Genomic DNA, 24,647 nt, shown 5'->3' with positions numbered 1-24,647 from the left:
CGTATTATTTAATCGCTGGCAACTTCCAAAGCAATTGTTTTTGTTGATATTGTTCGCTAGGTAAGCTCACTAACAATGGTTTTTTCTGTTCATCTAACCAAGCTAACAAGGTATCCATATTCTGCTCAGTCATTGCAGTACAACCGGCAGTTGGTTTATTTTCTGCGCGCCATAAATGCATAAAGATACAACTGCCTGCACCATCAACATTTTGACTATTGTGCTTAACCACTAAGCCTTTTTTGTAAAGGTTATCTTGGCTGTAAATATCACGGCGCATCCACTCTGACGAGTCTTTGACAGCAGCCTCTCCTACCACTGACTTATTAACTAGCTGGTTATAAAATGGCGAACCTTTGACATCAACACAATAGTCGTCAGCAGTCATGCCTTGGTAGGTCATATTGGTTTTTAATGAATCTAAATAACCAAACGCGGTGCCGAGTTCAAAAATACCAGCGGGAGCTTTACCATCGCCTTCTTGTTTTTGTTCGCCCGCTTGAGCTGGGTGTAAACCAATACCCCACGCAAGACCGGTGCGCCCAAGTACCACACTGTGACCTTGGCCTTGTTGTTGCCATTGTCCTGCAACACGCTCAAATCGATACAATTGTGCGGCAATGGCTTGCCAATCATCTGCAACCACCACCACTAACTGTTGGCTTTGCTGTGGGATAACTGCAGCACTTGCAGCTGCTGATGTACTTGCACTATTTGCACAGCCGCTGAGGGCTGCTGTGGTGATTAATGTTATTATTATTTTTTTCATAACGGCCAAATTCCATCGTTTATCGGTTGTAATGTGTCGATACTTTTAATCCCCAAGCCAGGACCATCACTTAACGTGATCGCTGGGCCATTAAATTCCACACCGCCTTGCACCGGATCATATTGTCCAAGCGCTGGACCGTCTAAGTCTATTTTACTGATCTGCTGGGCTTTTGCAGACGCTAAATGCGCAGCACCTGCAACGGCAATACTGCCTTCTAACATGCAACCGATCATACAATCAGCTTGATACTGTGCAGTAATATTGGCAATTTCAATAGCACGACTTAAGCCACCCGTTTTCATGACTTTGATATTGATAATATCAACAGCATTTTGCTCTAATAATTGAATTACTTGCTTGGGCGAAAAGGCACTTTCGTCAGCCATGATCGGCGTATTTACCCGCTCAGTAATATACTTTAAACCTTTAAAATCATCACTTTTCACTGGCTGTTCAACAAGTTCTAATTCAACATTGTGGCTTTCTAATTGCTGTAAAGCAAACACCGTTTGTTTAGCATTCCAGCCCTGATTTACATCCAAACGAATTTGCGTTTGCTGGCCAAAACCTTGATAAATCGCCTTCACTCGTTCGATATCTTGCTGTAAATCATTGCCAATTTTTACTTTTAAAATATCAAAACCTTGCGCTACAGCCACAGCACAATCACTGAGCATTTTATCAATATTATCAACGCTAATAGTGATATCAGTTCGTAATGTTTGACTACCACCGCCGAGCAATTTATACAGCGGCGCTTGATATAATTTACCCCACAAGTCATACACAGCCAGCTCGAGCGCGGCTTTAGCGCTGTAATTTGCCACCACACTTGATTGGATCACTTGGCAAATTTGATTGAGGTTTTCGATTTCCATACCAATTAGTTTTGGCGCTATAAATTGTTTAATAACGCTAAGGATACTTTGGTGAGTATCGCCGGTTATTACTGGCGTAGATGCCGCAGCACCATAGCCAATTTCGCCTTTATCGGTTTCAATTAACACCACTAAGTCTTCAATATAGCTCACTTCACGCAGCGCTGTTTTGAACGGCGTAACTAATGGCACTTTAAGTTTGGCAAAACGTATCGCCGTAATCTTCATTTTTTAACTCCTAGCGAATACGCTTAATATTATAAGTACGGTCTAAATAGCTCTGAGTTTGCGATAAACGCAGTGGCAATAAAGGCGTTACCGATACCCCATTAAGTGAACTTGAATAAAAACTACCATCAGCCTTGTTATAACCCAACCCTTTAACATCATGGATCACATACGGTTGACCGTCTTGTTCACCTAAGTACATCATTACATGGCCTGGTATATAAATTAAATCGCCCACTTGCATGTTATTAACTACCGCTAATTTATCGCTTTCATTGCTGGTTTTATCAAAACGGTGATTAGTACCATACTCCCCCTTCCCCTGCTGACCTGAATTACGCGGCATTAATAGACCAAATGATTTATATATTTCGCCAACAAAACCAGTGCAGTCACGGCCATTATAGTCGTGTCCCCAACCGTAGCGTTCGCCTAAAAATTTAAACCCTTGTTTTATTAAATGCTGTTGGGTGTAAGGTAAATACCCTAAATGCACATCACTGCTGCGACTGATCAAGGCAGGCTTAATAACTAACTGACCTTGTTCCCCGCGGGTTGGCAGTTGCACAACATAATTAGCGTAGGTGTTTTGGCCATTTAATAAATGAGGGGTTTTATCTGCCGGCATTAAAGGCAGACGAACGCCCATGTCCAATTGCACTTGCGATGTAGTGGTATCATTAGGCACGTAAGCGGTATTTACTTTTGCGCCAGTTACCAATAAAAAGTCATCGTTATTTTTAAATTCACGAAGTGTGCTTTTATTCGATATCGCAATATCAGCTTTGGGCGCCCATGCTAGATAGTTATAAGCGCGCACAAGTAACCATTTCTTATCGGCACTTTCATGCAAAATAGCCACTGTATCACCGGGGAATAATCCGCTTTCTTGAAAACGATCTAGGTCATTATCTAAGCCACTATTTAATACTCGGTCTGACGTTGGAAAAGTACGCAGGACTGAGCGCTTTACCACCATGGCATAACTAACTTGATTATTATCTGCCACAGCGTCTAAATTCAAATTGGCTAGGTATTTTGCAAAATGCTTATTACTTAATGCCACGCCATTAGGGTAAAAACGCGGGCTTTTTGGTACCGCACTAATACTGAGTATATATGCCTTTAACTGCTCACTAGTTAGCTGAGAGGCAAAATCGAGTGGATCGACAATATGTTCATTGTCAGCAATCAATTGTTTATTAAATGCCGCGATTTGCGCTGCACTCATCAGAGTTTTATCTGTCACTTGGCTTAACCAGTGCTGCGGGGTTAATTGAGATTGAGTTACCCCGATAACATCTGATTGCCACGTGTTAGCCGCCGCAATGACGGGTGCCATGGTAATAATACTTGCTAATGAAATACTCAGGGCGATAAATGTATGTCGCATTCGTAGGTTCCCTATTATCAATTTGCTTGGTAAGTCGTGCTGTGTGCTACTTATTATTGCTTTTGCGGTATCAGTAACTGTTTAAATGCATGCGTAAAATTCGCCTGCATTTTTAAGCCAACCACGACTAAGTTTTTTTCACTTGCACCTGGCACACTATTTTGTGCCGCTAAGGTAAATTCGCGTCCACCTTGAATAAACGGTAAGTAAACATGAGCCAACATGACAGTTTCTGTGGTTGAGCGTGTTTCGCTTGGACCCCAACCTATTTTTTGCCAAACTCGCCATTGCCCCTGCGTTAACTCGTCTAAAATTTGTTTTGCTGGGCGAGTATCGTCTGGTGCAAGCGCTTGCGCTAAAGAGTCAGTGATCATTTGACTGAGCCCTTGCATCATACCACCCACTTTAGCGGTTTCATCCGTATTGCCGGTGCCATTAAATAGTACATCAATGTCTTGTGCTTGTAGTAAAGGCTGCTGAGTTAAGGGCTCTCGAGTGTGGCTTGCTAAACGTTTTAACCACTCAGCTTGAGCCAAAGTTGTCATGGCTTTATTACCGGTTAAACCACAGCCATCACACCGGTAGTCTAAATAAGCAGGATCATCGGTATTAACAGTAAAATAAGCGATATTGCTAGCAATAACATCACTATCAGTACTTTGCCAACGAACCGTGCTAGGAGTAAAAATCTCTGTAGCATAAGCACCTTTAAACATAATGCGAGAATCATTAAGCTTTAGCCAATTATCTACAAATAAATTACTTAAATAATCACGCCCAGCAACATTAATAAAGTAGCTCGCTATTGCATTAGAGTTTCCATCAGCGCTGCCACAATGCTCGTAGCTATTAATACTAGTGATCAAATCAGCAACATTGCTATCACCTATTAGCGCATGTGCACCAAGCTCTGGGTTTATTTGCCGTACTTTTGCAATTGCACCGCTAAAAGCTTGAATTTTAGATGAACTCCATGGCTCATATAAATCATTCTGGGTACCATTTGCTAAATAACGATACGCTAGTTGGTTACCTTGCTGTTGGTAATCAATTACTAACAACTTACCCTGCGATGTCGGAATATCAAAATAGTGCCAATCTGCTGCCACGCGTTGCTGCCACCCTAACTGACTATAATTAACCTGCGCCGCCGTTTTATAGTGCGATTGCGCAACACGATTAGCAACTAAATGCGCCTGCATAGGAATATTTGTTAAATCAGCCGGTAAGACAGGCGCAGCCAACATCACCTGTTGATAGAACGTCTCATGTTGCTCTTGTAACGATACAACAGTCTCTTGCTGTGGCTGACTCTGACAGCCAAAAAGCCCAGTTACTAAGCTCACACTGAAAACATTCAGCCCCGCTTTTTTCAGTTTCATTACAATCAAAATTAAATTCCTTATGATTTTTATTTTTGGAATATTTTATTGAAAATAACATATTTTCCACAGCAAGCAAATATTTGCATCCGATTAACATCTTAAAACGTACTAGTATTAAATATAAACACTTCGATCTATTTATAAGGAAATGATAATGCGCACTTTTTTAATTCTATCTGGTAGCTTACTTTGCTCTACCAATGTACTTGCAAACATTGAAGAAATTACCATATACGGACACCGCACGGGACTTATTGGTGAGGCTATTAGTGCATCAAGTGGCGTAATTGGCCAAGGTGAAATAGAAAACCGTCCAATGTTACGTAGCGCAGAAATGCTAGAACTGATCCCAGGTATGGCCGTCACACAGCACAGCGGCTCAGGTAAAGCTAATCAATATTTTATCCGCGGTTTTAATCTCGACCATGGTACTGACTTTGCCACCAGCATTGATGGTATGCCAATTAATATGCGTAGCCATGGGCATGGTCAAGGCTACACCGACCTTAACTTTATTATTCCTGAAACAATTTCGACTATAGATTATCAAAAAGGCGCGTATGGCGCCGCTCAAGGTGACTTTTCGACCGCTGGCAGTGCTGAATTTAATCTAGCTGATAACCCAAAACATCAACAACTTGACTTTACAATTGGCAAAGACAATTACCAACGCGTGATGGCATTAGGCTCAATTGGGATTGCTAACGGGAAAATTATTATTGCCGGTGAGTGGCAAGGTTATGATGGCCCTTGGCAAGATATCAATGAAGATGTAGATAAAAAAAATGCCCTAGTACGCTATGTAGGTAAAGCATGGGATGGCGATTTATCTGTCACGGCAATGGCTTATGACAACAGCTGGAATTCCGCTGATCAAATTCCACAACGGGCTGTAGACCAAGGTATTATCAGTGCACTAGGTTCACTCGATACGACCGTAGGCGGCAGCTCTAGTCGCTATAGTTTATCGGCAAACTGGCAAGGCCAGCACATTAAAGCCAATGCCTATGTGATCAACTACGACATGGACTTGTTTTCTAACTTCTCTTACTTTTTAAATGATCCTATTCATGGCGATCAGTTCCAACAAGTCGATAGCCGGACAATTAGTGGTGGCGCACTGAGTTATCAATTTGCTGATACTCTTGCAGATATGCTAATCCAGCATACAGTTGGTGTGGAATATCGCCGCGATGATATTGATCAAGTTGGTTTATACAATACCAAGCAGCGCCAACGCTTAAGTACTGTGCGTGAAGATGCTGTAGACGAAGCGAGCTACTCAGCCTATTGGCAATCACAAGTAAATTTAAGCCAAGCACTCGAAGCCACATTTGGTGTGCGTTATGATTACTTTGACGCAGATGTTGATAGCAATAACAGTATTAATTCAGGCAGTGCAGATGATGATTTGGTTAGCTTTAAAGCCAGCTTAAATTACCTGTTTAATGACAACCTAGCCGGTTATGCCAACTGGGGTCAGTCGTATCATTCAAATGATGCACGTGGAGCAACTATTAAACAAGATCCGGTGACACTTGAGTCTGCTGATAAGGTTGATTTACTGGTGCAAAGCAATGGCGCAGAGCTGGGTTTACGCTACTTTGATCAACAACGGTTTAATTTATCAGCAGCATTCTGGTGGCTAAGCTTAGATTCTGAATTATTATTTGTGGGTGATGCGGGTAACACTGAAGCCAGTGATGCATCAAAACGCTACGGTTTAGAGCTCAGTGCGTATTATTGGCTTAATGATGCCTTGAGTTTAGACGCCGAGGCCTCATTTACACATTCACGCTTAGATATCGATTCAAATGACGATCGAATTGAAGGTGCAGTGCCTGTGGTTGCCAGTACTGGCATTAATTGGCATATTACCCAGCAGTGGCAGTCTTCACTGCGCGTACGCCACATTGGCAAACGGATACTCAGTAGTGATGGCGATAAACGCTCAGAGCCGCTTACAGTCATTAATGGTTTAGTAAGTTATCAACAAACGCATTGGAAAGTGGGCCTTGAGCTATTAAATATATTTGATAGTACGGATCACGATATTGACTACTTTTACACGTCACGCTTAGCTGGTGAACCTATTGAAGGCGTTGAAGATAATCACTTCCACCCGATTGAGCCGCGTACCCTGCGCCTAAACTTCAGCCTGTTATTTTAGTTTGGTTATTGTTATTAATAATTGAGCTAAATACTTTGCTGATCCGGTTTATACTTTAAGGTATGAAGCGGATCAGCAAGGCTGCATTTTAAATTAACTCACTTAGCACTACTAAATAGCCATAGTGCACTTGTATATAAGCATTAAATAATCACCAGTTAGCCTTTACAACTCTGCCATGGTCCTGTGATCGCTAATGTTTTTGTTGGTGAATACACATTAACAAATAAGGTGTTGCCATCAGCAGAAAAACAAGCTCCCGCCAACTCGGTTTGCGCTGTTAAGCGGGCAAAATTATATACATCACCACTAGGTGTTACGCCACGTAAATGGTTATCTACCACGTCGGTATACTGATCTTCACAAACGATCAAGTGCCCGTTAGGTGCAACAGTGAGATTATCACCAAAGTTAAATAACGACTTATCTGTGCTTTCTACAAATAGTTGAACGTGTCCTGGAGCTAGATGCTCTTTATCTGTTCCTTCAAATGCTGATGGTTGATACTTCATCACTTGACCAAGCTGCTTTTGACCACCATTAGTGCAACAAAAATAAAGTTCTTTTTCACCCCAATGTATCCCTTCACCACGAGCGAAAAGTGCAGCGCCTTGTTTGTGGCCGCGTATTCTTAAATCGTCTTTTGGACTTTCAGGTTGCGCCAAATCAACCCATTCAACGGCCATATTGTGTTGTAAAGGCATTACCCCTGTAACCCAATTACGAGTATCAAACTGTGGCTGTGCTTTAATCATCATAGCTTGAAGTTTACCGCCTTTACTCAACTTACCGTATTCATTAGGAATAAAACGATAAAATAAACTATCGCCTTTATCTTCTGTCAGATAAACAATACCGGTTGTTGGATCAACAGCAGCTGCTTCGTGGTTAAACCGCCCCATTGCCTTGAGAGGCTCAGGGTTTACTAGTCCTTTAGCGTTGGCTGGTATCTCAAAAATATAACCGTGATCTTGATTAAAGCCATCCGCTTTAGTCAGAACAGTCTCTTCGCAAGTAAGCCAACTACCCCATGGGGTAATACCACCTGCACAATTGCGGATCGTGCCAGTGAGTGACAAATATTCTTGCTCTTTTTTACCGGTTTTTAAATTATAAATAATATGACTTGTGCCTCCTGGCAAAGCAACACCTTGCGCAGTAGTGTCATAAGCAAATGACGTTTTATGCGTTTGTAAGCTAACATCTGCTTTTGCTAAATCAGTTGGTTTTAATTCATGGTTTCTGACTAATGCAACCCGCTCATCATCAAGGGCAATACAGCCCATACCATCGGCTTTATCTGGCACTGTAAAGCCATCATCCATTTTATCACCCAGTTTTGATATAACTTGATAGCTAAACCCTGCTGGTAAATCGAGTAACTTGTTAGGATCAGTCACTAACGGACCATAGGCACTTAAATGCTCACTCACGTCAAGAAATGGTACTTTGCCAAAAGTACTACGAGAAAGCCCCATAAAAGCGAGTGTACCGGCACTAATAATAAATTGTCTTCTTGAGATCATCGTAAAACTCATAGTGTGATAAAATAACAGGCATATGATAAATGAAATTATCCTATAAAAACGGCCTCCATAAAAAGTTCATACAATTGTCATATCTCAAAGCAAACCTCATTGACAGTTGCTCTATTAAATTTCAGGCATAAAAAAACCGACTCTCGTCGGTTATCTTCTATTAACTTTAATAGTAATAGAAAGTGGTGGGCGCAGGACGTATCTTCAAAGAGTGAACCTCCGACCACTCGGTTGGTGGTTTCAACTTTAAAAAGCGCGTGATAAACCCGAGCCTACAGCAAATTTCAGGCATAAAAAAACCGACTCTCGTCGGTTATCTTCTATTAACTTTAATAGTAATAGAAAGTGGTGAGCGCAGGACGTATCTTCAAAGAGTGAACCTTCGACCGATCGGTTGGTGGTTTCAACTTTAAAAAGCGCGGGATAAACCCGAGCCTACAGCAAATTTCAGGCATAAAAAAACCGACTCTCGTCGGTTATCTTCTATTAACTTTAATAGTAATAGAAAGTGGTGAGTGCAGGACGTATCTTCAAAGAGTGAACCTTCGACCACTCGGTTGGTGGTTTCAACTTTAAAAAGCGCGGGATAAACCCGAGCCTACAGCAAATTTCAGGCATAAAAAAACCGACTCTCGTCGGTTGATACTTTCTTACATCCTTCTGTAAATGTATAGAAAGTGGTGGGCGCAGGAGGATTCGAACCTCCGACCGCTCGGTTCGTAGCCGAGTACTCTATCCAGCTGAGCTATGCGCCCACATTCTATTTTGATTTTAAAGTCTTACTTTGACTGACGCATTAAGCTAATTAATAACAAAGCTTATTACGGATTTTAAAGATAAAAAAACCGACCATGTGTCGGGCTCTTTATAAATTAACACTAATAGAAAGTGGTGGGCGCAGGAGGATTCGAACCTCCGACCGCTCGGTTCGTAGCCGAGTACTCTATCCAGCTGAGCTATGCGCCCACATTCTATTTTGATTTTAATGCCTTATCTGACATATTAGTATGCAATAACTAATATAACTCTCAGTAGTAAATAAAAAGTGGTGGGCGCAGGAGGATTCGAACCTCCGACCGCTCGGTTCGTAGCCGAGTACTCTATCCAGCTGAGCTATGCGCCCACTTTTTTATACTCTAATTCGAGTTTCTTACTAATAAGTAAATTATGGTGGGCGCAGGACGTATCTTCAAAGAGTGAACCTCCGACCGCTTGGTTTACTAAACCAATCACTTTTACTTGCTTATTTAAACTCTAAGCAGAGTGTGTAAAAGATGGTGGGCGCAGGACGTATCTTCAAAGAGTGAACCTCCGACCGCTTGGTTTACTAAACCAATCACTTTTACTTGCTTATTTAAACTCTAAGCAGAGTGTGTAAAGGATGGTGGGCGCAGGAGGATTCGAACCTCCGACCGCTCGGTTCGTAGCCGAGTACTCTATCCAGCTGAGCTATGCGCCCATTCTTTACTTTACAAGATAACCATTTATAAAATAAATGGCGGAGAAGGAGGGATTCGAACCCTCGATAGAGCTACAAACCCTATACTCCCTTAGCAGGGGAGCGCCTTCGGCCACTCGGCCACCTCTCCGTCTTGTGGGGCGTATAATAAAGATTTCAGAAAATATGTCAAACACTTTTCTTGTTTAAAGTAACTGTATGGTTAGAGAACACCCATAACAGCCAAAAAAGAGTCAACTTTGTTTAATCGTTAATCAAATTAAGAGGTTTTAATATCAGCGGATACACCGAGAACAGGCACTAATTCGTCAGTTAATTGTTCGAGATATTGATCTTGGTAGCCTAATTGCTGAAATTCAGCAATACATGCTCGATAATAGGTTTCTCTTTGTAATTCAATACTGAGTACTTCAGAGGGTGAATCAGGTTTATTATCTTTCATATAAAATCCGTTTATATAAGCCCTTTAGATTGACGCGAGTTTAAAAAACCATGCTTTATGCTGTTTTTTCAGTCAATAGTTTAGCTAAATTTAGAAATAATGCTCGTTCATTTTGATGATTTTATATAATTAATTTTTATTTTCACATAATTCAATACGTTAAAATTAAAATTTTATTATTGCCAGTATAATTTCCATTGACGGGACCCGCTACAGACACAAAAACGCCGCTATTAAAGCGGCGTTTATAATATCAACTTAATCTAACATAGCATTAGTCAGCTTGTGGGCGCATATGCGGGAACAAGATAACATCTTTAATTGTTGATGAGTCAGTAAATAGCATCACTAAACGGTCGATACCAATCCCCTCACCTGCCGTAGGCGGAAGGCCATACTCTAGCGCGCGAATGTAATCTTCGTCGTAGTGCATTGCTTCATCATCGCCGGCGTCTTTTTCTTCCACTTGGCGAGTAAAGCGCTCAGCTTGATCTTGTGCATCATTAAGCTCAGAGAAACCATTTGCAAGCTCACGGCCACCAACAAAGAATTCAAAACGGTCAGTAACAAATGGGTTTTCATCGTTACGACGAGCAAGTGGTGATACTTCCCACGGGTAACCGGTGATGAAAGTCGGTTGAATAAGCATGTGCTCTGCTGTTTCTTCAAAGATTTCACATAAGAACTTACCTGGGCCCCACACACAATTTTCAGGAATTTTAACGTGCACTTGCTTTGCGTACGCTTTTAATTCGTCAAAGTGATTTTCTGGGTCGTTAAATACTGCGGCATCAAACTCAGGATTATATTTTAAAATCGCATCCGCCATACTTAAACGGGTAAACGGTTGGCCAAAGTCATACTCTACTGAGTCAACCACTTCGCCGTTCTCGTTTTTAGTCGTATTAACAACGATTGGGCTGCCCAATACGTTAGTCGCAACAGTACGCAACATGTCTTCGGTGATGTTCATCAGGTCGATGTAATCAGCGTACGCTTGGTAGAATTCGATCATAGTGAATTCTGGGTTGTGACGCGTTGATAACCCTTCGTTACGGAAGTTACGGTTAATTTCAAATACGCGGTCAAAACCACCTACCACTAAACGTTTTAAGTAAAGCTCTGGTGCAATACGTAAGTACATATCGATATCAAGTGCATTGTGATGAGTCACGAATGGACGCGCAGATGCACCACCAGGGATAACCTGTAGCATTGGCGTTTCAACTTCCATAAAGTCACGATCTGCTAAGAAGCGACGAATACCTTCAACTACTTGTGAACGAATACGGAACGTTTCACGGGTTGCTTCATTAGTGATCAAATCAACATAACGTTGGCGGTATTTAGTTTCTTGATCAGATAAGCCATGGAATTTTTCAGGAAGTGGACGTAGTGACTTAGTCAGTAATTGATACTCTGTCATTTCTACGTATAAATCGCCTTTACCTGATTTATTAAGCGCACCTTTAACACCAATGATATCGCCGGTGTCTAATTGACCGTACTTTTCTTTCAGATCTTTTTGAACATCTTTTGATGCATACGCTTGCACACGACCTTTCATGTCTTGAATTACAAAGAATGGTCCGCGTTTAGCTAGGATACGACCCGCGATAGACACAACGTGGTTAAGCTCTACTAATTCTTCTTTACTCTTATCACCAAACTCGGCCTGTAAGTCTGCCGTGTAATGCTCACGACGGAATTGATTTGGATGACCGTTAGCAGGGCAATTGGCGCGAATAGCGTCTAATTTGCCACGACGCTCAGCGATTAACTTATTTTCGTCTTGGATTTGATCAGTCATTTTTTAGCTCTTTTTTAGCTTGGTGGTTATAGGCCAGATTTTAAGCTGGCTTCAATAAATTTATCTAAATTGCCGTCAAGTACCGATTGGGTATTACGGTTTTCAACGCCGGTACGTAAATCTTTAATGCGCGCATCATCAAGTACGTATGAACGTATTTGACTGCCCCAGCCGATGTCAGATTTGGCATCTTCTTGGGTTTGCTTTTCAGCATTTTGCTGCTGTAGCTCAAGCTCAAATAACTTCGCTTTTAACTGCTTCATCGCTTGTGCTTTATTTTTATGTTGAGAGCGTTCGTTCTGACACTGCACTACCGTATTTGTCGGTACGTGGGTAATACGTACCGCAGATTCTGTGGTATTTACGTGCTGACCACCCGCGCCTGATGCACGGTATACGTCGATACGTAAATCAGCCGGATTAATATCAATCTCAATATTATCGTCAACTTCTGGATAAACAAATGCAGAAGCAAACGAGGTATGACGACGGCCACTTGAATCAAATGGGCTTTTACGTACTAAACGATGAACCCCAGTTTCTGTACGTAACCAGCCATACGCGTATTCACCAACAAAGCGCACGGTTGCGCCTTTAATACCGGCAACATCACCGTCAGTGGCCTCTACCAGTTCAACTTTAAAGCCTTTGGCTTCACCCCAGCGTAAATACATGCGTAATAACATGTTACACCAGTCTTGAGCTTCTGTACCGCCTGAGCCTGATTGTAAATCAAGGTAAGCATCATTTGCGTCATGTGCGCCAGAGAACATGCGACGAAATTCTAAACCTTCAAGCTGTTCGTTTAAGTCTGTCAGTTCGCTTTGTGCTTCATTGAAGGTCTCTTCATCTTCTGCTTCAACTGCAAGTTCAAGCAACCCTTCAACATCGTCAGTACCAGTTACTAGATTATCGATAGTTTCAACAACCGCTTCTAATGCTGACTTTTCACGACCTAGTGCTTGTGCTCGCTCGGGCTCATTCCATACGGCTGAATCTTCAAGTTCGGCGTTAACTTCTTCTAAACGTTCTTGTTTAAGAGCGTAGTCAAAGGTACCCCCGAAGCAGTTCAGTACGTTCGCGAATTTCCTTGATTTGATTAATCACAGGATTCACTTCAAACATGTACATTACTCCAAAATGGCTGGTTTACGCGGCTAATCGCCAGGTAAAATTATGCTAATAATTATTTAAATTTTGCTTTAAATAATAAAACGCCCGATTTTAACAAAAAACCGTGCGTTTTATTAGTACTTTATGCATCGATAATAGATATTTTTTAAGCTACTTTTTGCAGCTCACGGACAATTAACTGTAATGAAAATTTACCTCTAAACTCATTGATATCGAGCTGATAGGCCAATTTCACCAAGCGCGCTTCAGTATCAGGCCACTCGCGCACATCAATACCGAAGGCAATAGCATCAACCAAACGCCCTGAACGGTGTTTTAATACCAGCTTTAAGTGCTTTTCACCAACAATGCGCTGCTGTACGAGTTCAAAAGTGTGTTCAAACACGGGTTCTGGAAATTGCTGCCCCCATGGCCCTGCTTGTTTGAGTACATTTGCAAACTCCATGCTAAAGCAGTCATCAGCAAGCTCGCCATCGGTTAAGATAATACAGCGTTTATGCTCTTCACTTAACTGCCCACTTACCGCCTGCTCAAACTCACGTTTAAACTCACTAAAGTGCTGCTCATTAATGCTCAGACCGGCCGCCATAGCATGACCACCAAATTTACTGATCAAATGTGGATGCAAGGTATTTAAGCGCTCAAGCAAGTCACGCATGTGCAAGCCTTCAATCGAGCGGCAAGAGCCCTTTATTTCACCGTTGTCGCCACCAGCAAAAATTACTGTTGGGCGGTGGTATTTCTCTTTTAAACGTCCCGCTAAAATACCGATCACACCTTGATGCCAGTCTTCTTGATATAAACAGATAGCATCCGGTGTTTGCTCATCGCTAAAAGCGAGCTTATCTAGCACGGCTTGTGCTTCAAGTTGCATGCCCTGCTCTATCTCTCGACGCTCATGGTTTAAACTATCCAGCTCAGCGGCTATGCGTCGCGCTTGATTGATATCAGTAGCTAGTAAGCAAGCTATGCCTAAACTCATATCATCTAAACGCCCTGCGGCATTTAAGCGTGGTGCAAGCGAAAAACCAAAATCACTGGCGCTTAAACGCGCTGCGTTACGATTAGCGACCTCAATCAGCGCTGTAATACCTGGGCGTGTTTTGCCGCTACGAATTCGCGCTAAACCTTGGTGAACTAAGGTGCGATTATTGGCATCCAGTGCCACCACATCAGCAACCGTACCTAGCGCTACAATATCAAGCAGATCGGCTAAGTTAGGCGGTGGTTGCTGCGCAAAATGACCAACATCACGCAATGCACTTCTAAGCGCAATCAATAAATAAAATGCAACCCCGACTCCTGCGATTGATTTTGATGGAAACTCACAATCATGGCGATTAGGGTTAACGATAGCGTCAGCATTGGGTAGTTGTTCGCCTTGCAAGTGATGATCGGTAACCAGCACTTTAATGCCCGCGGCTTTTACAATTGCGATGCCAGCAATACAGGAAATACCATTATCAACAGTGATCACTAGATCTGGTGCCATAGTGACTATTTGCTCGGCCAACGCGGGACTTAAACCATAGCCTAAGCTGAATCTGTCTGGCACTAAATAGTCTAAATGAGCAAAACCAAACATCGCTAAGCCTTGCATTAAGGTAGCGGTGCTGGTTGCGCCATCGGCATCAAAATCACCCACGATCAGCACTTTACTTTGCGCTCGCAGAGCATGTTGAAGTAAAGCGGTGGCTTTATCTATGTCTTTAAATAATTTGAAGTCATGTAAAGTGGCTGCGCTATTATTTAGCTCATCGGCATGATTAACTTGGCGGCTGGCATAAATTTGTTTAATAACAGGGTGCAAATGGCTTGGCAGGTGTGAATCATCATGATGATCACGAGCAACAATTAATTTTTTCATGCAGGCGCGGTACTTTTAGATTAAGGAATAAAGACAAAAAAAGGCCTTAACGGCCTTTTTATAAAAAGCATAATACTATGACGATTTATTAGCGTCTAACGCAGCAGCTAATGCGGCCGCAGGCTGATAACCTGGGATCATCGTACCATCTTCTAAAATAATTGCTGGTGTACCGCTAATGCCAAAACTTTGGCCAAGCTGATAATGTTCTGCAACTGGGGCATGACAACCGGCCATTACTTTTGTATCAGCGCCCGATTTTGCTGCTGTCATTGCTTCTTGTTGATCTTTAGCACACCAAACATTCATTAGATCTGCATAGCCTGAGCCTTGTAAACCACCACGTGGAAACGCTAAATACTTAACGGTAATACCCGCTTCAAGTAAATCATCAAGCTCGCGGTGTAACTTACGGCAATAACCACAGCTAATATCAGTAAACACAGTTATGCTATGTTTCTCATTTTTAGCTTTGTAAACAATCATTGAGTCTTCGTATTGCGCTAGGCCTTCTTTACGAACGCCATTAAGCGCTTGCTCGGTTAGATTGTTACGGTTATTTAAATCAATCAAGGTGCCTTGCATTAAGTATTGACCATCTGCGCTTGCATACAGCACGCCTTTATCAGTGATCAACTCTTTTAAACCGGCCACTGGGCTTGGGCTAATTTGCTTAACAGTAACACCTAGCTCTGCAAACTTAGTCACGATTGGATCGTTGGCATCAGGAATGGCTGCAACGCCATTGGCAAACGCACTTATACTGGTGCCTAATATCGCACCGGCTAATACTAACTTTTTCATAATGTTCTCTTATATCCTGATAATTCTTAACTACTCAGACCGCCGAAGTACGAAAAAATTCTCACTAAGCGCGCGGATGATGTTGTTGATGTACCAATTTTAACCGTTCATTAGCTACATGGGTATAAATTTGTGTGGTTGATAAATCACTATGCCCTAACATCATCTGTACAACCCTTAGGTCAGCACCATGATTTAGTAAGTGTGTTGCGAACGCATGGCGCAACGTATGGGGCGATAAAGGCGATTCAACTGCTGCCAAAATAGCATAGTGTTTAATACGATGCCAAAAAGTTTGTCGAGTCATACCGACTCCACGCTTTGACGGAAACACAAAATCAGTGGCATGTTTGATCATTTGCGCGCGCCCCACTTTTAAAAATTGCTCGAGCCAATACATAGCCTCTTCGCCAAGCGGCACCAAACGCTCTTTATTACCTTTACCTTTAACAAACACCACTGCTTGGCGCAAATTAATTTGTTCAATACGCAACCCAACTAACTCGCTAACCCGTAAACCCGTTGCATATAATAGCTCTAACATAGCTTTGTCGCGCAAGCCCATCGGCTCTTCAACATTAGGCGCCGCCAAAAGTGCTTCTACTTCATTTTCTGACAACGTTTTCGGCAATGATAGGCCCGCTTTAGGCTGAGCAATATTTACCATTGGCGAATCAGTAATGTGTTTTTCACGTACAAAGTATTGGTAAAAGCGCTTTAACGCGCTAATACTGCGCGCCGTACTGCGAGGCTTTAAACCTAAATCAACACGATGCGCTAAATAGCTTTCAATATCTTGGCCACTCACGGTGAGCAAATCTTGACCTTTTAAAAAGTGGCAAAATTTATCCAAGTCGCTGCGATACGCAGATAAAGTGTTATCGCTTACGTGTTGTTCTAAATAGAGGTTATCTAAAAAAGATTCAAGATAATCGCTATTACCGAGTAGTTCGTCGTGATCTGTAATGGCTGAGTCTAATGACTCATGATCAGGTAACGTGGTCACAGTTATTCTCATAGTTATCAAGGTATCAATTAATAATACCTTACGGTAAACTTCAGCCTATCATATCAGGCAAATACACAGTGATAAATACGATGCAAATTGGTTTATTTTATGGTTCTACCACATGCTATACAGAAATAGCAGCAGAAAAAATTCGCGATATTATCGGTCAAGACATTGTCAGCCTGCATAACATCAAAGATGAACCATTAAAAAATGCAGAAAATTACGACTTTATCATCTTTGGTATCTCCACATGGGATTTTGGCGAGTTACAAGAAGATTGGGAGTCGATTTGGGACGACATTAAAGATGTTGATCTCAATGGCAAAACCATCGCTTTATTTGGCATGGGCGATCAACAAGGTTATGGTCAATGGTTTCAAGATGCACTTGGTATGTTACATGATGAAATAAGTAGCCAACAATATACTTTATTAGGATTGTGGCCGAACGACAGCACGTATGAGTTTGAAGCCTCTAAGGCACTCACCGAAGATGGCAAACACTTCGTTGGTTTAGCCCTTGATGAAGACAGCCAATACGAACACAGTGATGAGCGTATCGCTAACTGGGTTGAACAGATCATGACTGAGTATAGCGAGACATTATAAATCTCGCTGCGTAACACTGATAAGCGCAACAACGAATAGCTAAATTTACGGTTTAACAATGGCCTTATATGTTTCACCGATTAATCAATACATAGTTTATTTTCTATGTAACAAATGATAACGAATCATCTATGACTTATAGATATAATGCGCGGCTTTATGCCGCGCATGTAAAAAGTATTGCCTAGCACTGTAATTATAGTGAGAATGTACGGCCTATAGACAATACAATACGCTCATCTGCAGTATCAATATCTAGGCTGGTGTTCTCGCCCGCTACCTCAATGTCAAAACCCGCTAAACTTGTTTGATAAGCAAGACGATAGTGGTTATACGATTTACCATCGGTATCCCATGCAAACTTATCGCCATCGAGTGAATTTGAAATATCAAAGCTGGCACGCAGTGCGTGATTAGGTGCAAGTTCAATGGTGTGTGCAACCATAGAAATCACATGACCTGCGCCGGTACCAAAATAATCCCAGCTATACCAAAAGTTAAGCTCTGTTTGCCCTAACTCACTTGCGTAACCAAATTTAGTGTAAGCTTCAAAGTAGTTACCATCGCTTGAGTTGCTTTGCCCATGGTAACTGTAATACGCAAGGCCGTAATCAATACTGAGCGCTTCATTTAACTGCGCATAGCGACCGAAGTAAGCATCCCATTCAATATTTGTGTCGTCACCAAAGTCAACGTTTGACGCCCACGTGCCAGCATACATGCCTGACTCGCCAAATGAATAATCAAGGCTACCTTGTAACGCTGGGTCGTTTTGCGTTTGGCTCACACCATTAAAGGTATAATCTGATGCACCGGTTACGGTTGCTGACCAATCAGCCAATACTGAGGTTGAAAAAAGTGCAAACGGTAATGCGACTGCTAATAATGTTTTTTGTGTTGTCATGTTAATTCCTTCGCTACTGTATAAGCTAATATCTAGCTAGCTGATTCAATTTTTGTGTAGTCAATTTTGTTGTCTTTCGGCGAACTATCAATGTTACTCACAGTTTTAACTTTGCTATAGGCAATATAGGCTGCACACGCAAAGAACAAACCAATCACTAACACCCCGACCCACTGGATTTGTAGAAAGTTCTGCTTAAATAATAGGGTTAATAATGAAAGAGCGACAACATTTAGCGCAATATATTTAAATTTACCTAAACGTTTAACCGTCATACCCATATTGTCGGTGTATAAACGGATCAGTGAATCAAGCGAGTTGATCACAAACACTACGCCAACAAATACCATTGCAATATTTTTGATCCCTTGCGTAGCAATACCTGCTTCGTGATACTGATAAAGCACGCCAAACCAAATTGCGATTGGGATTGAAGGGAAAATTAACATTGCCCCCAATACTTGATAGGTTTTTAATCCACCGACAAAACGCGATGTGAATTGACCAATCATAATACTCCACGCAAACCACCAAAATAAATAAAACTCATGGTAATCATTGAGTGGCAGTACAAACTGATTAATATTGCCAAAGTAACTACCAATTAACGTTAAATTATTTGTAAAATCTGACACTTGGCCATTTTCGCCCATAAATGCGCCAAACCACATAAAACCAATTAGCGCTATAAATAACCAGGTAGTTGAAATACTTAGAAAACGTACATATTTAATATCGGTGCTTGAATACACCGCAAAGCAAATAGCTGCGAATACAATTAAATAAAATGACGGAATAATCGACTCACCATCACCTAGACTAGGTAAATACCAAGGTAGGTTAGAGAGCAATAAGAAAGCGGTGAAGGCACAAGTACCAATAATAACTACATTATTGATTAATTTAACCCAAGGAATTTCGAAAAATTTCACTTTAGGTTCTATTACACAGAAATAAAAGCACGTAAGGAAATAGAATCCCCAGATCAGAAAGCCCCAATAACCAAACTCGATAGCTAGTGGATTGGCAAACGCGTACTCTGGGCTTGCTTTTATGTCTGCATAACCTGCAAACTCAGTGAGTGGAAACATGATCAAGCCAACATCTAAGCCTGATGTGAATAAGATGGCGATAAAGGTAAATGTTCTTACCGGTGTGACGCCAACACACTTTACATTGCCCCATTTTACTAAAATTGCAACAATTGTTAGTAGGGTGAAAATAATGCCTGCGCTAAGCCATAAGGTCATAATTCCCTCCCCAAAATAAATGAAAATACATCATTATGTCTCCGTGTTTTTAGTCTCGCATTAACGCACCACAAACAACTTATGATGCGCGCCACTGCAAGCCCCACAGCACAAAGTATGCTGCAGGTGACTTTATTAGATCTCCGAACTACGCTGCACAGTTTGCCATTGAGATTCAACAGCAACCTTTGCTTGCGATTTACTAAGTGGTGGCTTACCTAAAATTAGATCAGCCGCTTTTTCTGCCACCATAATGGTTGGCGCATTTAAATTTCCGTTAGGAACTGTTGGGAAGATTGATGAATCCACCACATGCAGTCCCTCAATGCCATGTACTTGAGTGTTTGAGTTTACTACTGCCAGTTCATCTTCACCCATTTTACATGAACATGAAGGATGGTAAGCACTCTCAACTGCCTGACGTACAAAAGCATCTATTTGTTCATCTGTTTGAATCTCTTTACCTGGTTGGATTTCGCCATCGCGGTAATCATCAAATGCACTTTGCTCAATGATTTCACGTGTTAAACGCACACAGGCTCTAAACCCTTCAATATCATCTTGATGCTGTAAATAGTTAAATTGGATCTTAGGTGCAACCGATGGATCAGCCGATTTAATTGTTACTGCACCGCGGCTTTTAGGTTTGTTATGCCCTACATGGACTTGAAAACCATGGCCATCAAAAGCACTTTTACCGTCATAACGAATTGCCGCAGGTAAAAAGTGATATTGAATATCAGGCCACTCAACCCCCGGTTTTGAGCGAATAAATGCACAAGATTCAAAATGATTAGTCGCCCCAAGACCGCTGCGGTTTAATAACCAACGCGCGCCAATAAGGCCCTTTGAAATAAGGCCAAGCTTGCCGTTTAAGGTAATTGGCTGCTTACACTTATACTGGAAATAAAACTCCAAGTGATCTTGCAGGTTTTGCCCAACTCCAGGTAAATGGTGCTTAACCTCGATACCTGCGGCTTTAAGTATTTCGCTGTCGCCAATACCCGAAAGTTGCAAGACATGCGGCGAACCAATCGGACCGGCACTTAAAATAACGTCTTTACTGGCCTTTGCCTTAACAATATCGCCATTAACTTTGTACTGCACGCCAACGGCTTTTTTGCCTTCAAGCAACACCTTTTCAGCCAACGCACCAGTAACAATAACTAAGTTTTTACGTGACTTCACTGGGTCTAAATATTCACGACTTGCAGAGCTGCGCACACCGTCTTTAACGGTCATGTGCATTGGACCAAAACCCTCTTGCTGCGCTGCGTTATAATCGTCAGTGGCTGCATATCCGGCTTGCTGGCCCGCTTTGATAAAGGCTTTATAAAGCGGGTTCGCCATTTCATTACCGTTGTTCACACCCAAAGGGCCACGATCACCACGATAGTCGTTTTTACCTAAATAGAATGATTCTGCTTTTTGAAAATACGGTAAACAGGATTGATAATCCCACCCTTGTGCACCATGTTGTTGCCATTCATCAAAGTCTTTAGCATGGCCACGTACATACACCATGCCATTAATAGATGATGAGCCACCTAACACTTTGCCACGCGGGCAGTGCATTTGACGATCATCTAGATACGGTTCAGCTTCACTATGAAACTGCCACGCGTATTTATCTGAATTCATCGGAATTGATAGCGCGGTAGGCATTTTAATAAAAATGCTTTTATCGCTGCCGCCAGTCTCTAATAATAAAACGCGGTTGCTGCTATCTTCGGATAAACGATTAGCCAGTACACAGCCTGCCGACCCTGCACCCACTATGATGTAATCATACGTTAGTGCAGTCATTAAAATGGGCTCTCTATATTAGTCATACCGACATAAATCGATTTAGTTTGGGTGTAATGATCAAGTGTTTCAATACCATTTTCACGACCGATACCTGACTGCTTATAACCGCCCACAGGCATTTCTGCTGGCGAATTGCCGTAGCTGTTGATCCAACAAATGCCTGCTTGCAGCTGATGAATAACACGGTGTGCGCGCTTAATATCTTTGGTAAACACGCCTGCAGCAAGGCCTAAGTGAGTATCGTTAGCACGGTGAATTACATCATCTTCGTCATCAAACGTTAATACGCTCATTACGGGACCAAAGATTTCTTCTTTGACGATCGTCATATCATCAGTGCAATCAATAAATACCGTTGGTGCAACAAAGTAACCGTTTGGTGCAGAGGCTGGGCTAAGCGTTTTACCACCCGTTAATAACGTTGCACCTTCGCTGATGCCTTTATCGATATAGCTCATCACTAATTGTTGATGCTTTTTGGAAATTAATGCGCCAAAGTTAACGTTAGGATCGAGTGGATCGCCCGCTATAATATTTTCTTCAGTGCGTGTTTTAAGCTCATCAATAAATTGCTGATAAACATTTTTGTGAACATAAATACGGGTGCAGTTAGTGCAAATTTCACCTTGCGTATAAAAATTACCTAACATTGCAGCACTTACTGCCTGTGAAATATCGGCATCATCAAATACTAGCAGTGGTGATTTACCACCAAGTTCCATGGTGACATCTTTTAATGAACCCGCAGCACTAGCAACTACTTTTTTACCTGTGCCTACTTCGCCGGTAAACGATACTTTCTCAATATCAGCTGATTGTGTTAACCACTGGCCAACTTCTGCTGCACCTTGCACCACGTTGAACACGCCTGCAGGTACACCCGCTTCGATGAATATTTCGGCAAGCTTAATTGCGCCAAGTGGCGTTTCTTCAGAAGGTTTAAAAATAAATGCATTTCCGGCAGCCAAAGCTGGGCCTGATTTCCAACAAGCGATTTGCAGCGGGTAGTTCCACGCACCGATTCCGGCACAAATCCCTAATGGCTCTTTACGGGTATAATAAAAATCTTCGCCAACCATTTGCTGCTGGCCAACTTGGGCAGGTGCTAGCCCTGCAAAATACTCGATTACATCAGCGCCAGTTTGCACATCAACACACTCGGCTTCTTGCCATGGTTTACCGGTATCTAGCACTTCTATTTTTGCAAGTAAATCATTACGCTCGCGCAATAATGCAACCGCTTTTAGTAAGATACGACTACGTTCAATCGGACTCATAGTTGACCATGCAGCAAATCCTTGTTTAGCACTTTGAATAGCCGCATTTTGAATAAACGCATCTGCCACTTCTACATAATAAATTACGTCATCTGTTGCTGGGTTTTTAACTGCAAATGTTTCGCCACTTTGATTTTTTAAAAAGTGACCATTGATAAAGTTTTGATAAACAGGTGTTGTCACATTAAGCTCCATACTGTTTGATAAGTGAACATACAAAGTTTTTTGCTAGCTGTTCACAATGTGCAAATTGATCTTGATCAGACTTACTTAGTACCGCTCTTAACCATAAGCCATCGATCATTGCCGCACATAATTGCGCTGCAAGTTTGGCTTCATCATCACCCATCAATTGTTTAAATGAGCTGACTAAATTACTAAGAAGTCGTCGGCTATTTACGTTCTGTAAGCGATGCAACTGAACATCGTGCATCGATTGCGCCCAAAAGCTTAACCAAGTTTTAGTGGTATCGCTGCGCTGTTGTAATCTGGCAAAGTTAGCTTCTATTATCAGCATTAACCTTTGCTCAGGGGTCGTTGTTGGCGTTACTTGTTTGATCAGCTCGTGTTTTAGATTGGTTAATAAATAACGCACAGTGGCTTCTATCAAGCCCTGCTTACCACCAAAATAATGACTAATAATGCCCGACGATAATCCTGCTTTTTTACTGATACTATTAATGGTTGTTGCTTGTAAGCCAAATTCAGCAACCGAACTAATAGTAGCGTCAATTAGCTGCTGACGACGGACAGGTTCCATTCCAACTTTAGGCATATTTTTATTAATTGAACGTTCAATAAAAATAAAGATTAAAGTAATGGAACTGATAATTCAAGGTTGACAAACTGTGAATAGGCTAAAATGAAGAGAGCTAAGTGACCCTAAGTAACTGTACTAGCGTTGATAAATCGGCTTAGAAAAAAGTTGCGAAAAAAATTGAAAAACAGCTGTTTTTTAAGTAAATGATACAAAAATCAGCTATATTAGGTTGAAAATCATATCTGGTTAGTCTCAGGTGTCACTTTTAAAATCACAGAATTATCTATCAAAAAAAACAAACTATAGGAAACTCGATGTCTAATTTTAATGAATATAAAGTATTGCATGTTGTTGAAGGTGGCTGTGGCACATTGCTGCTAGGTTCGAGCGGGTTACCACTTAAAAGGCTAGAAGCAACACTTAATGATGAAGCACAAAATGGCTGGCAACTGGTATTTCAGGTTATCGAAAGCAAACGTTTTTTGCTATTTTGGTCACGCGAAGCTGTGATCTTAACGTTAGGCAGAAACCGTGCTTAAAGCAATGACGCTTAGTGCAATTCGCCGCTATCAAAAAAATGGCGGCGCTAAGGCACATTTTAATATTAGTTGTAATTTCAGTCCTTCCTGCTCAGAGTTTACTCATCAAGCAATTACTAAATATGGGCTAGTGAAAGGTCTGTTTATTGGCGTAAAAAGAATACGGCGTTGCAATAACCCCGACTGTGTAACCGTAAAATCCGATCCACTTCCTTAAGGCTTATTAATGCCATGACATCAGAACAACTAAATGCTCAAGAAGAGCAGCTTCGTTCAGAGGTAAATGCATTGTCCCCTGAACAGCGTAAACTATTTTACCAGCAAGAAAAGCGTCTCGTTAAAGACCCTGATACTTATGCGGTACTGAATTGGTTTTTTGCCGCAGGTTTACACCACTTTTACTTAGGTAGATTTCAACGTGGTGCGGTGAATTTAACGCTGATGCTAATTGGCATACTCACTATTTATAGCTTTGGCGTATTTTTAATCATCGTCGTTTTGTTAATTGAATTACCACAGCTTTTTAAGAGTCAACGCATCGTCCATCAATATAACAATCAAGTTATGGCTGATATTCTAAAACAACTAACCGACTCTTGATTACTTAA

21 protein-coding genes and 5 tRNA genes are annotated in these 24,647 nt (G+C 41.6%); 5 read left to right on the top strand and 21 right to left on the bottom strand.

The window, feature by feature from the left end; genetic code table 11:
* Positions 1 to 4: 4 nt before the first annotated feature.
* Genes H5154_RS08485 through H5154_RS08470 form a run of 4 tightly spaced genes read right to left on the bottom strand, consistent with a single transcriptional unit; the run spans position 5 to position 4,662 of the window.
* Positions 5 to 769 (bottom strand): L,D-transpeptidase, encoded by a 765-nt coding sequence (locus H5154_RS08485; protein WP_145240855.1) that lies wholly within the window; start codon positions 767 to 769, stop codon positions 5 to 7.
* A complete protein-coding gene (locus tag H5154_RS08480; RefSeq protein WP_145240853.1) occupies positions 766 to 1,878 on the bottom strand; it encodes a dipeptide epimerase in 1,113 nt (370 codons plus the stop codon). The genes H5154_RS08485 and H5154_RS08480 overlap by 4 nt, the downstream gene beginning before the upstream one ends.
* Before the next feature lie 10 nt (positions 1,879 to 1,888).
* Entirely contained in the window at positions 1,889 to 3,271 is a 1,383-nt protein-coding gene (locus H5154_RS08475) for an NlpC/P60 family protein (protein WP_182718008.1), read from the bottom strand.
* A 53-nt stretch (positions 3,272 to 3,324) separates the two neighbouring features.
* The gene (locus H5154_RS08470) at positions 3,325 to 4,662 is read right to left on the bottom strand and encodes a hypothetical protein (RefSeq protein WP_182718007.1); all 1,338 of its coding nucleotides are present in this window, start codon (positions 4,660 to 4,662) and stop codon (positions 3,325 to 3,327) included.
* Positions 4,663 to 4,810: 148 nt separating this feature from the next.
* Here H5154_RS08470 and H5154_RS08465 point away from each other — a divergent pair, with 148 nt between their 5' ends.
* On the top strand, positions 4,811 to 6,826 hold the full coding sequence (locus H5154_RS08465) for a TonB-dependent receptor (protein WP_182718006.1): 2,016 nt from the start codon (positions 4,811 to 4,813) through the stop codon (positions 6,824 to 6,826).
* Positions 6,827 to 6,984: 158 nt separating this feature from the next.
* Here the strand turns inward: H5154_RS08465 and H5154_RS08460 are convergent, their stop codons facing one another.
* The 12 genes from H5154_RS08460 to xerD all read right to left on the bottom strand — a co-directional run bounded on the left by H5154_RS08460 (position 6,985) and on the right by xerD (position 16,898).
* Positions 6,985 to 8,352 (bottom strand): alkaline phosphatase PhoX, encoded by a 1,368-nt coding sequence (locus tag H5154_RS08460; RefSeq protein WP_182718005.1) that lies wholly within the window; start codon positions 8,350 to 8,352, stop codon positions 6,985 to 6,987.
* A gap of 690 nt (positions 8,353 to 9,042) precedes the next feature.
* Positions 9,043 to 9,119: transfer RNA gene (locus tag H5154_RS08455), tRNA-Arg, on the bottom strand.
* A gap of 134 nt (positions 9,120 to 9,253) precedes the next feature.
* Positions 9,254 to 9,330 (bottom strand) — tRNA-Arg (locus H5154_RS08450).
* 80 nt (positions 9,331 to 9,410) lie between these two features.
* Positions 9,411 to 9,487, bottom strand: a tRNA-Arg gene (locus H5154_RS08445).
* A 259-nt stretch (positions 9,488 to 9,746) separates the two neighbouring features.
* Positions 9,747 to 9,823: transfer RNA gene (locus tag H5154_RS08440), tRNA-Arg, on the bottom strand.
* A gap of 37 nt (positions 9,824 to 9,860) precedes the next feature.
* Positions 9,861 to 9,953 (bottom strand) — tRNA-Ser (locus H5154_RS08435).
* A gap of 129 nt (positions 9,954 to 10,082) precedes the next feature.
* A complete protein-coding gene (locus tag H5154_RS08430; RefSeq protein WP_145240843.1) occupies positions 10,083 to 10,265 on the bottom strand; it encodes a hypothetical protein in 183 nt (60 codons plus the stop codon).
* 274 nt (positions 10,266 to 10,539) lie between these two features.
* The gene (lysS, locus tag H5154_RS08425) at positions 10,540 to 12,075 is read right to left on the bottom strand and encodes a lysine--tRNA ligase (protein ID WP_182718004.1); all 1,536 of its coding nucleotides are present in this window, start codon (positions 12,073 to 12,075) and stop codon (positions 10,540 to 10,542) included.
* 26 nt (positions 12,076 to 12,101) lie between these two features.
* A protein-coding gene (gene prfB, locus H5154_RS08420) for a peptide chain release factor 2 (RefSeq protein WP_145240838.1) occupies positions 12,102 to 13,200 on the bottom strand; the annotation gives its coding sequence in 2 pieces (ribosomal slippage) (positions 12,102 to 13,124 and positions 13,126 to 13,200; 1,098 coding nt in all).
* Between the two features lie 154 nt (positions 13,201 to 13,354).
* Positions 13,355 to 15,076: a single-stranded-DNA-specific exonuclease RecJ gene (gene recJ, locus H5154_RS08415; protein WP_145240836.1), complete on the bottom strand. Its 1,722-nt coding sequence runs from the start codon at positions 15,074 to 15,076 to the stop codon at positions 13,355 to 13,357.
* Positions 15,077 to 15,151: 75 nt separating this feature from the next.
* On the bottom strand, positions 15,152 to 15,880 hold the full coding sequence (gene dsbC / locus H5154_RS08410) for a bifunctional protein-disulfide isomerase/oxidoreductase DsbC (protein ID WP_145240834.1): 729 nt from the start codon (positions 15,878 to 15,880) through the stop codon (positions 15,152 to 15,154).
* Positions 15,881 to 15,944: 64 nt separating this feature from the next.
* Positions 15,945 to 16,898 (bottom strand): site-specific tyrosine recombinase XerD, encoded by a 954-nt coding sequence (gene xerD / locus H5154_RS08405; RefSeq protein ID WP_220491296.1) that lies wholly within the window; start codon positions 16,896 to 16,898, stop codon positions 15,945 to 15,947.
* 80 nt (positions 16,899 to 16,978) lie between these two features.
* Between xerD and fldB the strand changes: the two genes are divergently transcribed.
* Entirely contained in the window at positions 16,979 to 17,500 is a 522-nt protein-coding gene (gene fldB, locus H5154_RS08400; RefSeq protein ID WP_149981789.1) for a flavodoxin FldB, read from the top strand.
* Positions 17,501 to 17,696: 196 nt separating this feature from the next.
* On the opposite strand, the gene H5154_RS08395 is transcribed toward fldB, so the two are convergent.
* The 5 genes from H5154_RS08395 to betI form a co-directional block, all read right to left on the bottom strand.
* Entirely contained in the window at positions 17,697 to 18,404 is a 708-nt protein-coding gene (locus tag H5154_RS08395; RefSeq protein WP_145240814.1) for a TorF family putative porin, read from the bottom strand.
* Between the two features lie 32 nt (positions 18,405 to 18,436).
* Positions 18,437 to 19,654, bottom strand: a complete 1,218-nt coding sequence (locus H5154_RS08390) for a BCCT family transporter (RefSeq protein ID WP_182718003.1) — start codon at positions 19,652 to 19,654, stop codon at positions 18,437 to 18,439.
* A gap of 135 nt (positions 19,655 to 19,789) precedes the next feature.
* Positions 19,790 to 21,460 (bottom strand): choline dehydrogenase, encoded by a 1,671-nt coding sequence (gene betA, locus H5154_RS08385; RefSeq protein WP_182718002.1) that lies wholly within the window; start codon positions 21,458 to 21,460, stop codon positions 19,790 to 19,792.
* On the bottom strand, positions 21,460 to 22,923 hold the full coding sequence (gene betB, locus H5154_RS08380; protein WP_145240808.1) for a betaine-aldehyde dehydrogenase: 1,464 nt from the start codon (positions 22,921 to 22,923) through the stop codon (positions 21,460 to 21,462). Before betB ends, betA begins: the two co-directional genes overlap by 1 nt.
* Before the next feature lies 1 nt (position 22,924).
* A complete protein-coding gene (gene betI / locus H5154_RS08375) occupies positions 22,925 to 23,515 on the bottom strand; it encodes a transcriptional regulator BetI (protein ID WP_145240806.1) in 591 nt (196 codons plus the stop codon).
* A gap of 299 nt (positions 23,516 to 23,814) precedes the next feature.
* On the opposite strand from betI, the gene H5154_RS08370 reads away from it, so the two are divergent.
* Genes H5154_RS08370 through H5154_RS08360 form a run of 3 tightly spaced genes read left to right on the top strand, consistent with a single transcriptional unit; the run spans position 23,815 to position 24,639 of the window.
* Entirely contained in the window at positions 23,815 to 24,039 is a 225-nt protein-coding gene (locus H5154_RS08370) for a DUF4177 domain-containing protein (protein WP_145240804.1), read from the top strand.
* A 4-nt stretch (positions 24,040 to 24,043) separates the two neighbouring features.
* Positions 24,044 to 24,256 carry a membrane protein insertion efficiency factor YidD gene (gene yidD, locus H5154_RS08365; protein WP_220491300.1) on the top strand — a complete coding sequence of 71 codons (213 nt, stop codon included), beginning with the start codon at positions 24,044 to 24,046 and terminating at the stop codon, positions 24,254 to 24,256.
* 14 nt (positions 24,257 to 24,270) lie between these two features.
* The gene (locus H5154_RS08360) at positions 24,271 to 24,639 is read left to right on the top strand and encodes a TM2 domain-containing protein (RefSeq protein WP_182718001.1); all 369 of its coding nucleotides are present in this window, start codon (positions 24,271 to 24,273) and stop codon (positions 24,637 to 24,639) included.
* Positions 24,640 to 24,647 lie beyond the last annotated feature (8 nt).

The organism is Pseudoalteromonas sp. SR44-5, from assembly GCF_014163675.1.
In the GTDB taxonomy this organism is placed as follows: domain Bacteria; phylum Pseudomonadota; class Gammaproteobacteria; order Enterobacterales; family Alteromonadaceae; genus Pseudoalteromonas; species Pseudoalteromonas rhizosphaerae.
The sequence above is the reverse complement of the archived record's forward strand: the minus strand, read 5'-3'. Positions and strand labels throughout refer to the sequence as shown.

Coding starts and splice junctions, on each gene's coding strand:
- H5154_RS08485 (WP_145240855.1), bottom strand. CDS start 769: ATGAAAAAAATAATAATAACATTAATCACCACAGCAGCCCTCAGCGGC.
- H5154_RS08480 (WP_145240853.1), bottom strand. CDS start 1,878: ATGAAGATTACGGCGATACGTTTTGCCAAACTTAAAGTGCCATTAGTT.
- H5154_RS08475 (WP_182718008.1), bottom strand. CDS start 3,271: ATGCGACATACATTTATCGCCCTGAGTATTTCATTAGCAAGTATTATT.
- H5154_RS08465 (WP_182718006.1), top strand. CDS start 4,811: ATGCGCACTTTTTTAATTCTATCTGGTAGCTTACTTTGCTCTACCAAT.
- H5154_RS08460 (WP_182718005.1), bottom strand. CDS start 8,352: ATGATCTCAAGAAGACAATTTATTATTAGTGCCGGTACACTCGCTTTT.
- H5154_RS08430 (WP_145240843.1), bottom strand. CDS start 10,265: ATGAAAGATAATAAACCTGATTCACCCTCTGAAGTACTCAGTATTGAA.
- lysS (WP_182718004.1), bottom strand. CDS start 12,075: ATGACTGATCAAATCCAAGACGAAAATAAGTTAATCGCTGAGCGTCGT.
- recJ (WP_145240836.1), bottom strand. CDS start 15,076: ATGAAAAAATTAATTGTTGCTCGTGATCATCATGATGATTCACACCTG.
- dsbC (WP_145240834.1), bottom strand. CDS start 15,880: ATGAAAAAGTTAGTATTAGCCGGTGCGATATTAGGCACCAGTATAAGT.
- xerD (WP_220491296.1), bottom strand. CDS start 16,898: ATGAGAATAACTGTGACCACGTTACCTGATCATGAGTCATTAGACTCA.
- fldB (WP_149981789.1), top strand. CDS start 16,979: ATGCAAATTGGTTTATTTTATGGTTCTACCACATGCTATACAGAAATA.
- H5154_RS08395 (WP_145240814.1), bottom strand. CDS start 18,404: ATGACAACACAAAAAACATTATTAGCAGTCGCATTACCGTTTGCACTT.
- H5154_RS08390 (WP_182718003.1), bottom strand. CDS start 19,654: ATGACCTTATGGCTTAGCGCAGGCATTATTTTCACCCTACTAACAATT.
- betA (WP_182718002.1), bottom strand. CDS start 21,460: ATGACTGCACTAACGTATGATTACATCATAGTGGGTGCAGGGTCGGCA.
- betI (WP_145240806.1), bottom strand. CDS start 23,515: ATGCCTAAAGTTGGAATGGAACCTGTCCGTCGTCAGCAGCTAATTGAC.
- H5154_RS08370 (WP_145240804.1), top strand. CDS start 23,815: ATGTCTAATTTTAATGAATATAAAGTATTGCATGTTGTTGAAGGTGGC.
- yidD (WP_220491300.1), top strand. CDS start 24,044: ATGACGCTTAGTGCAATTCGCCGCTATCAAAAAAATGGCGGCGCTAAG.
- H5154_RS08360 (WP_182718001.1), top strand. CDS start 24,271: ATGACATCAGAACAACTAAATGCTCAAGAAGAGCAGCTTCGTTCAGAG.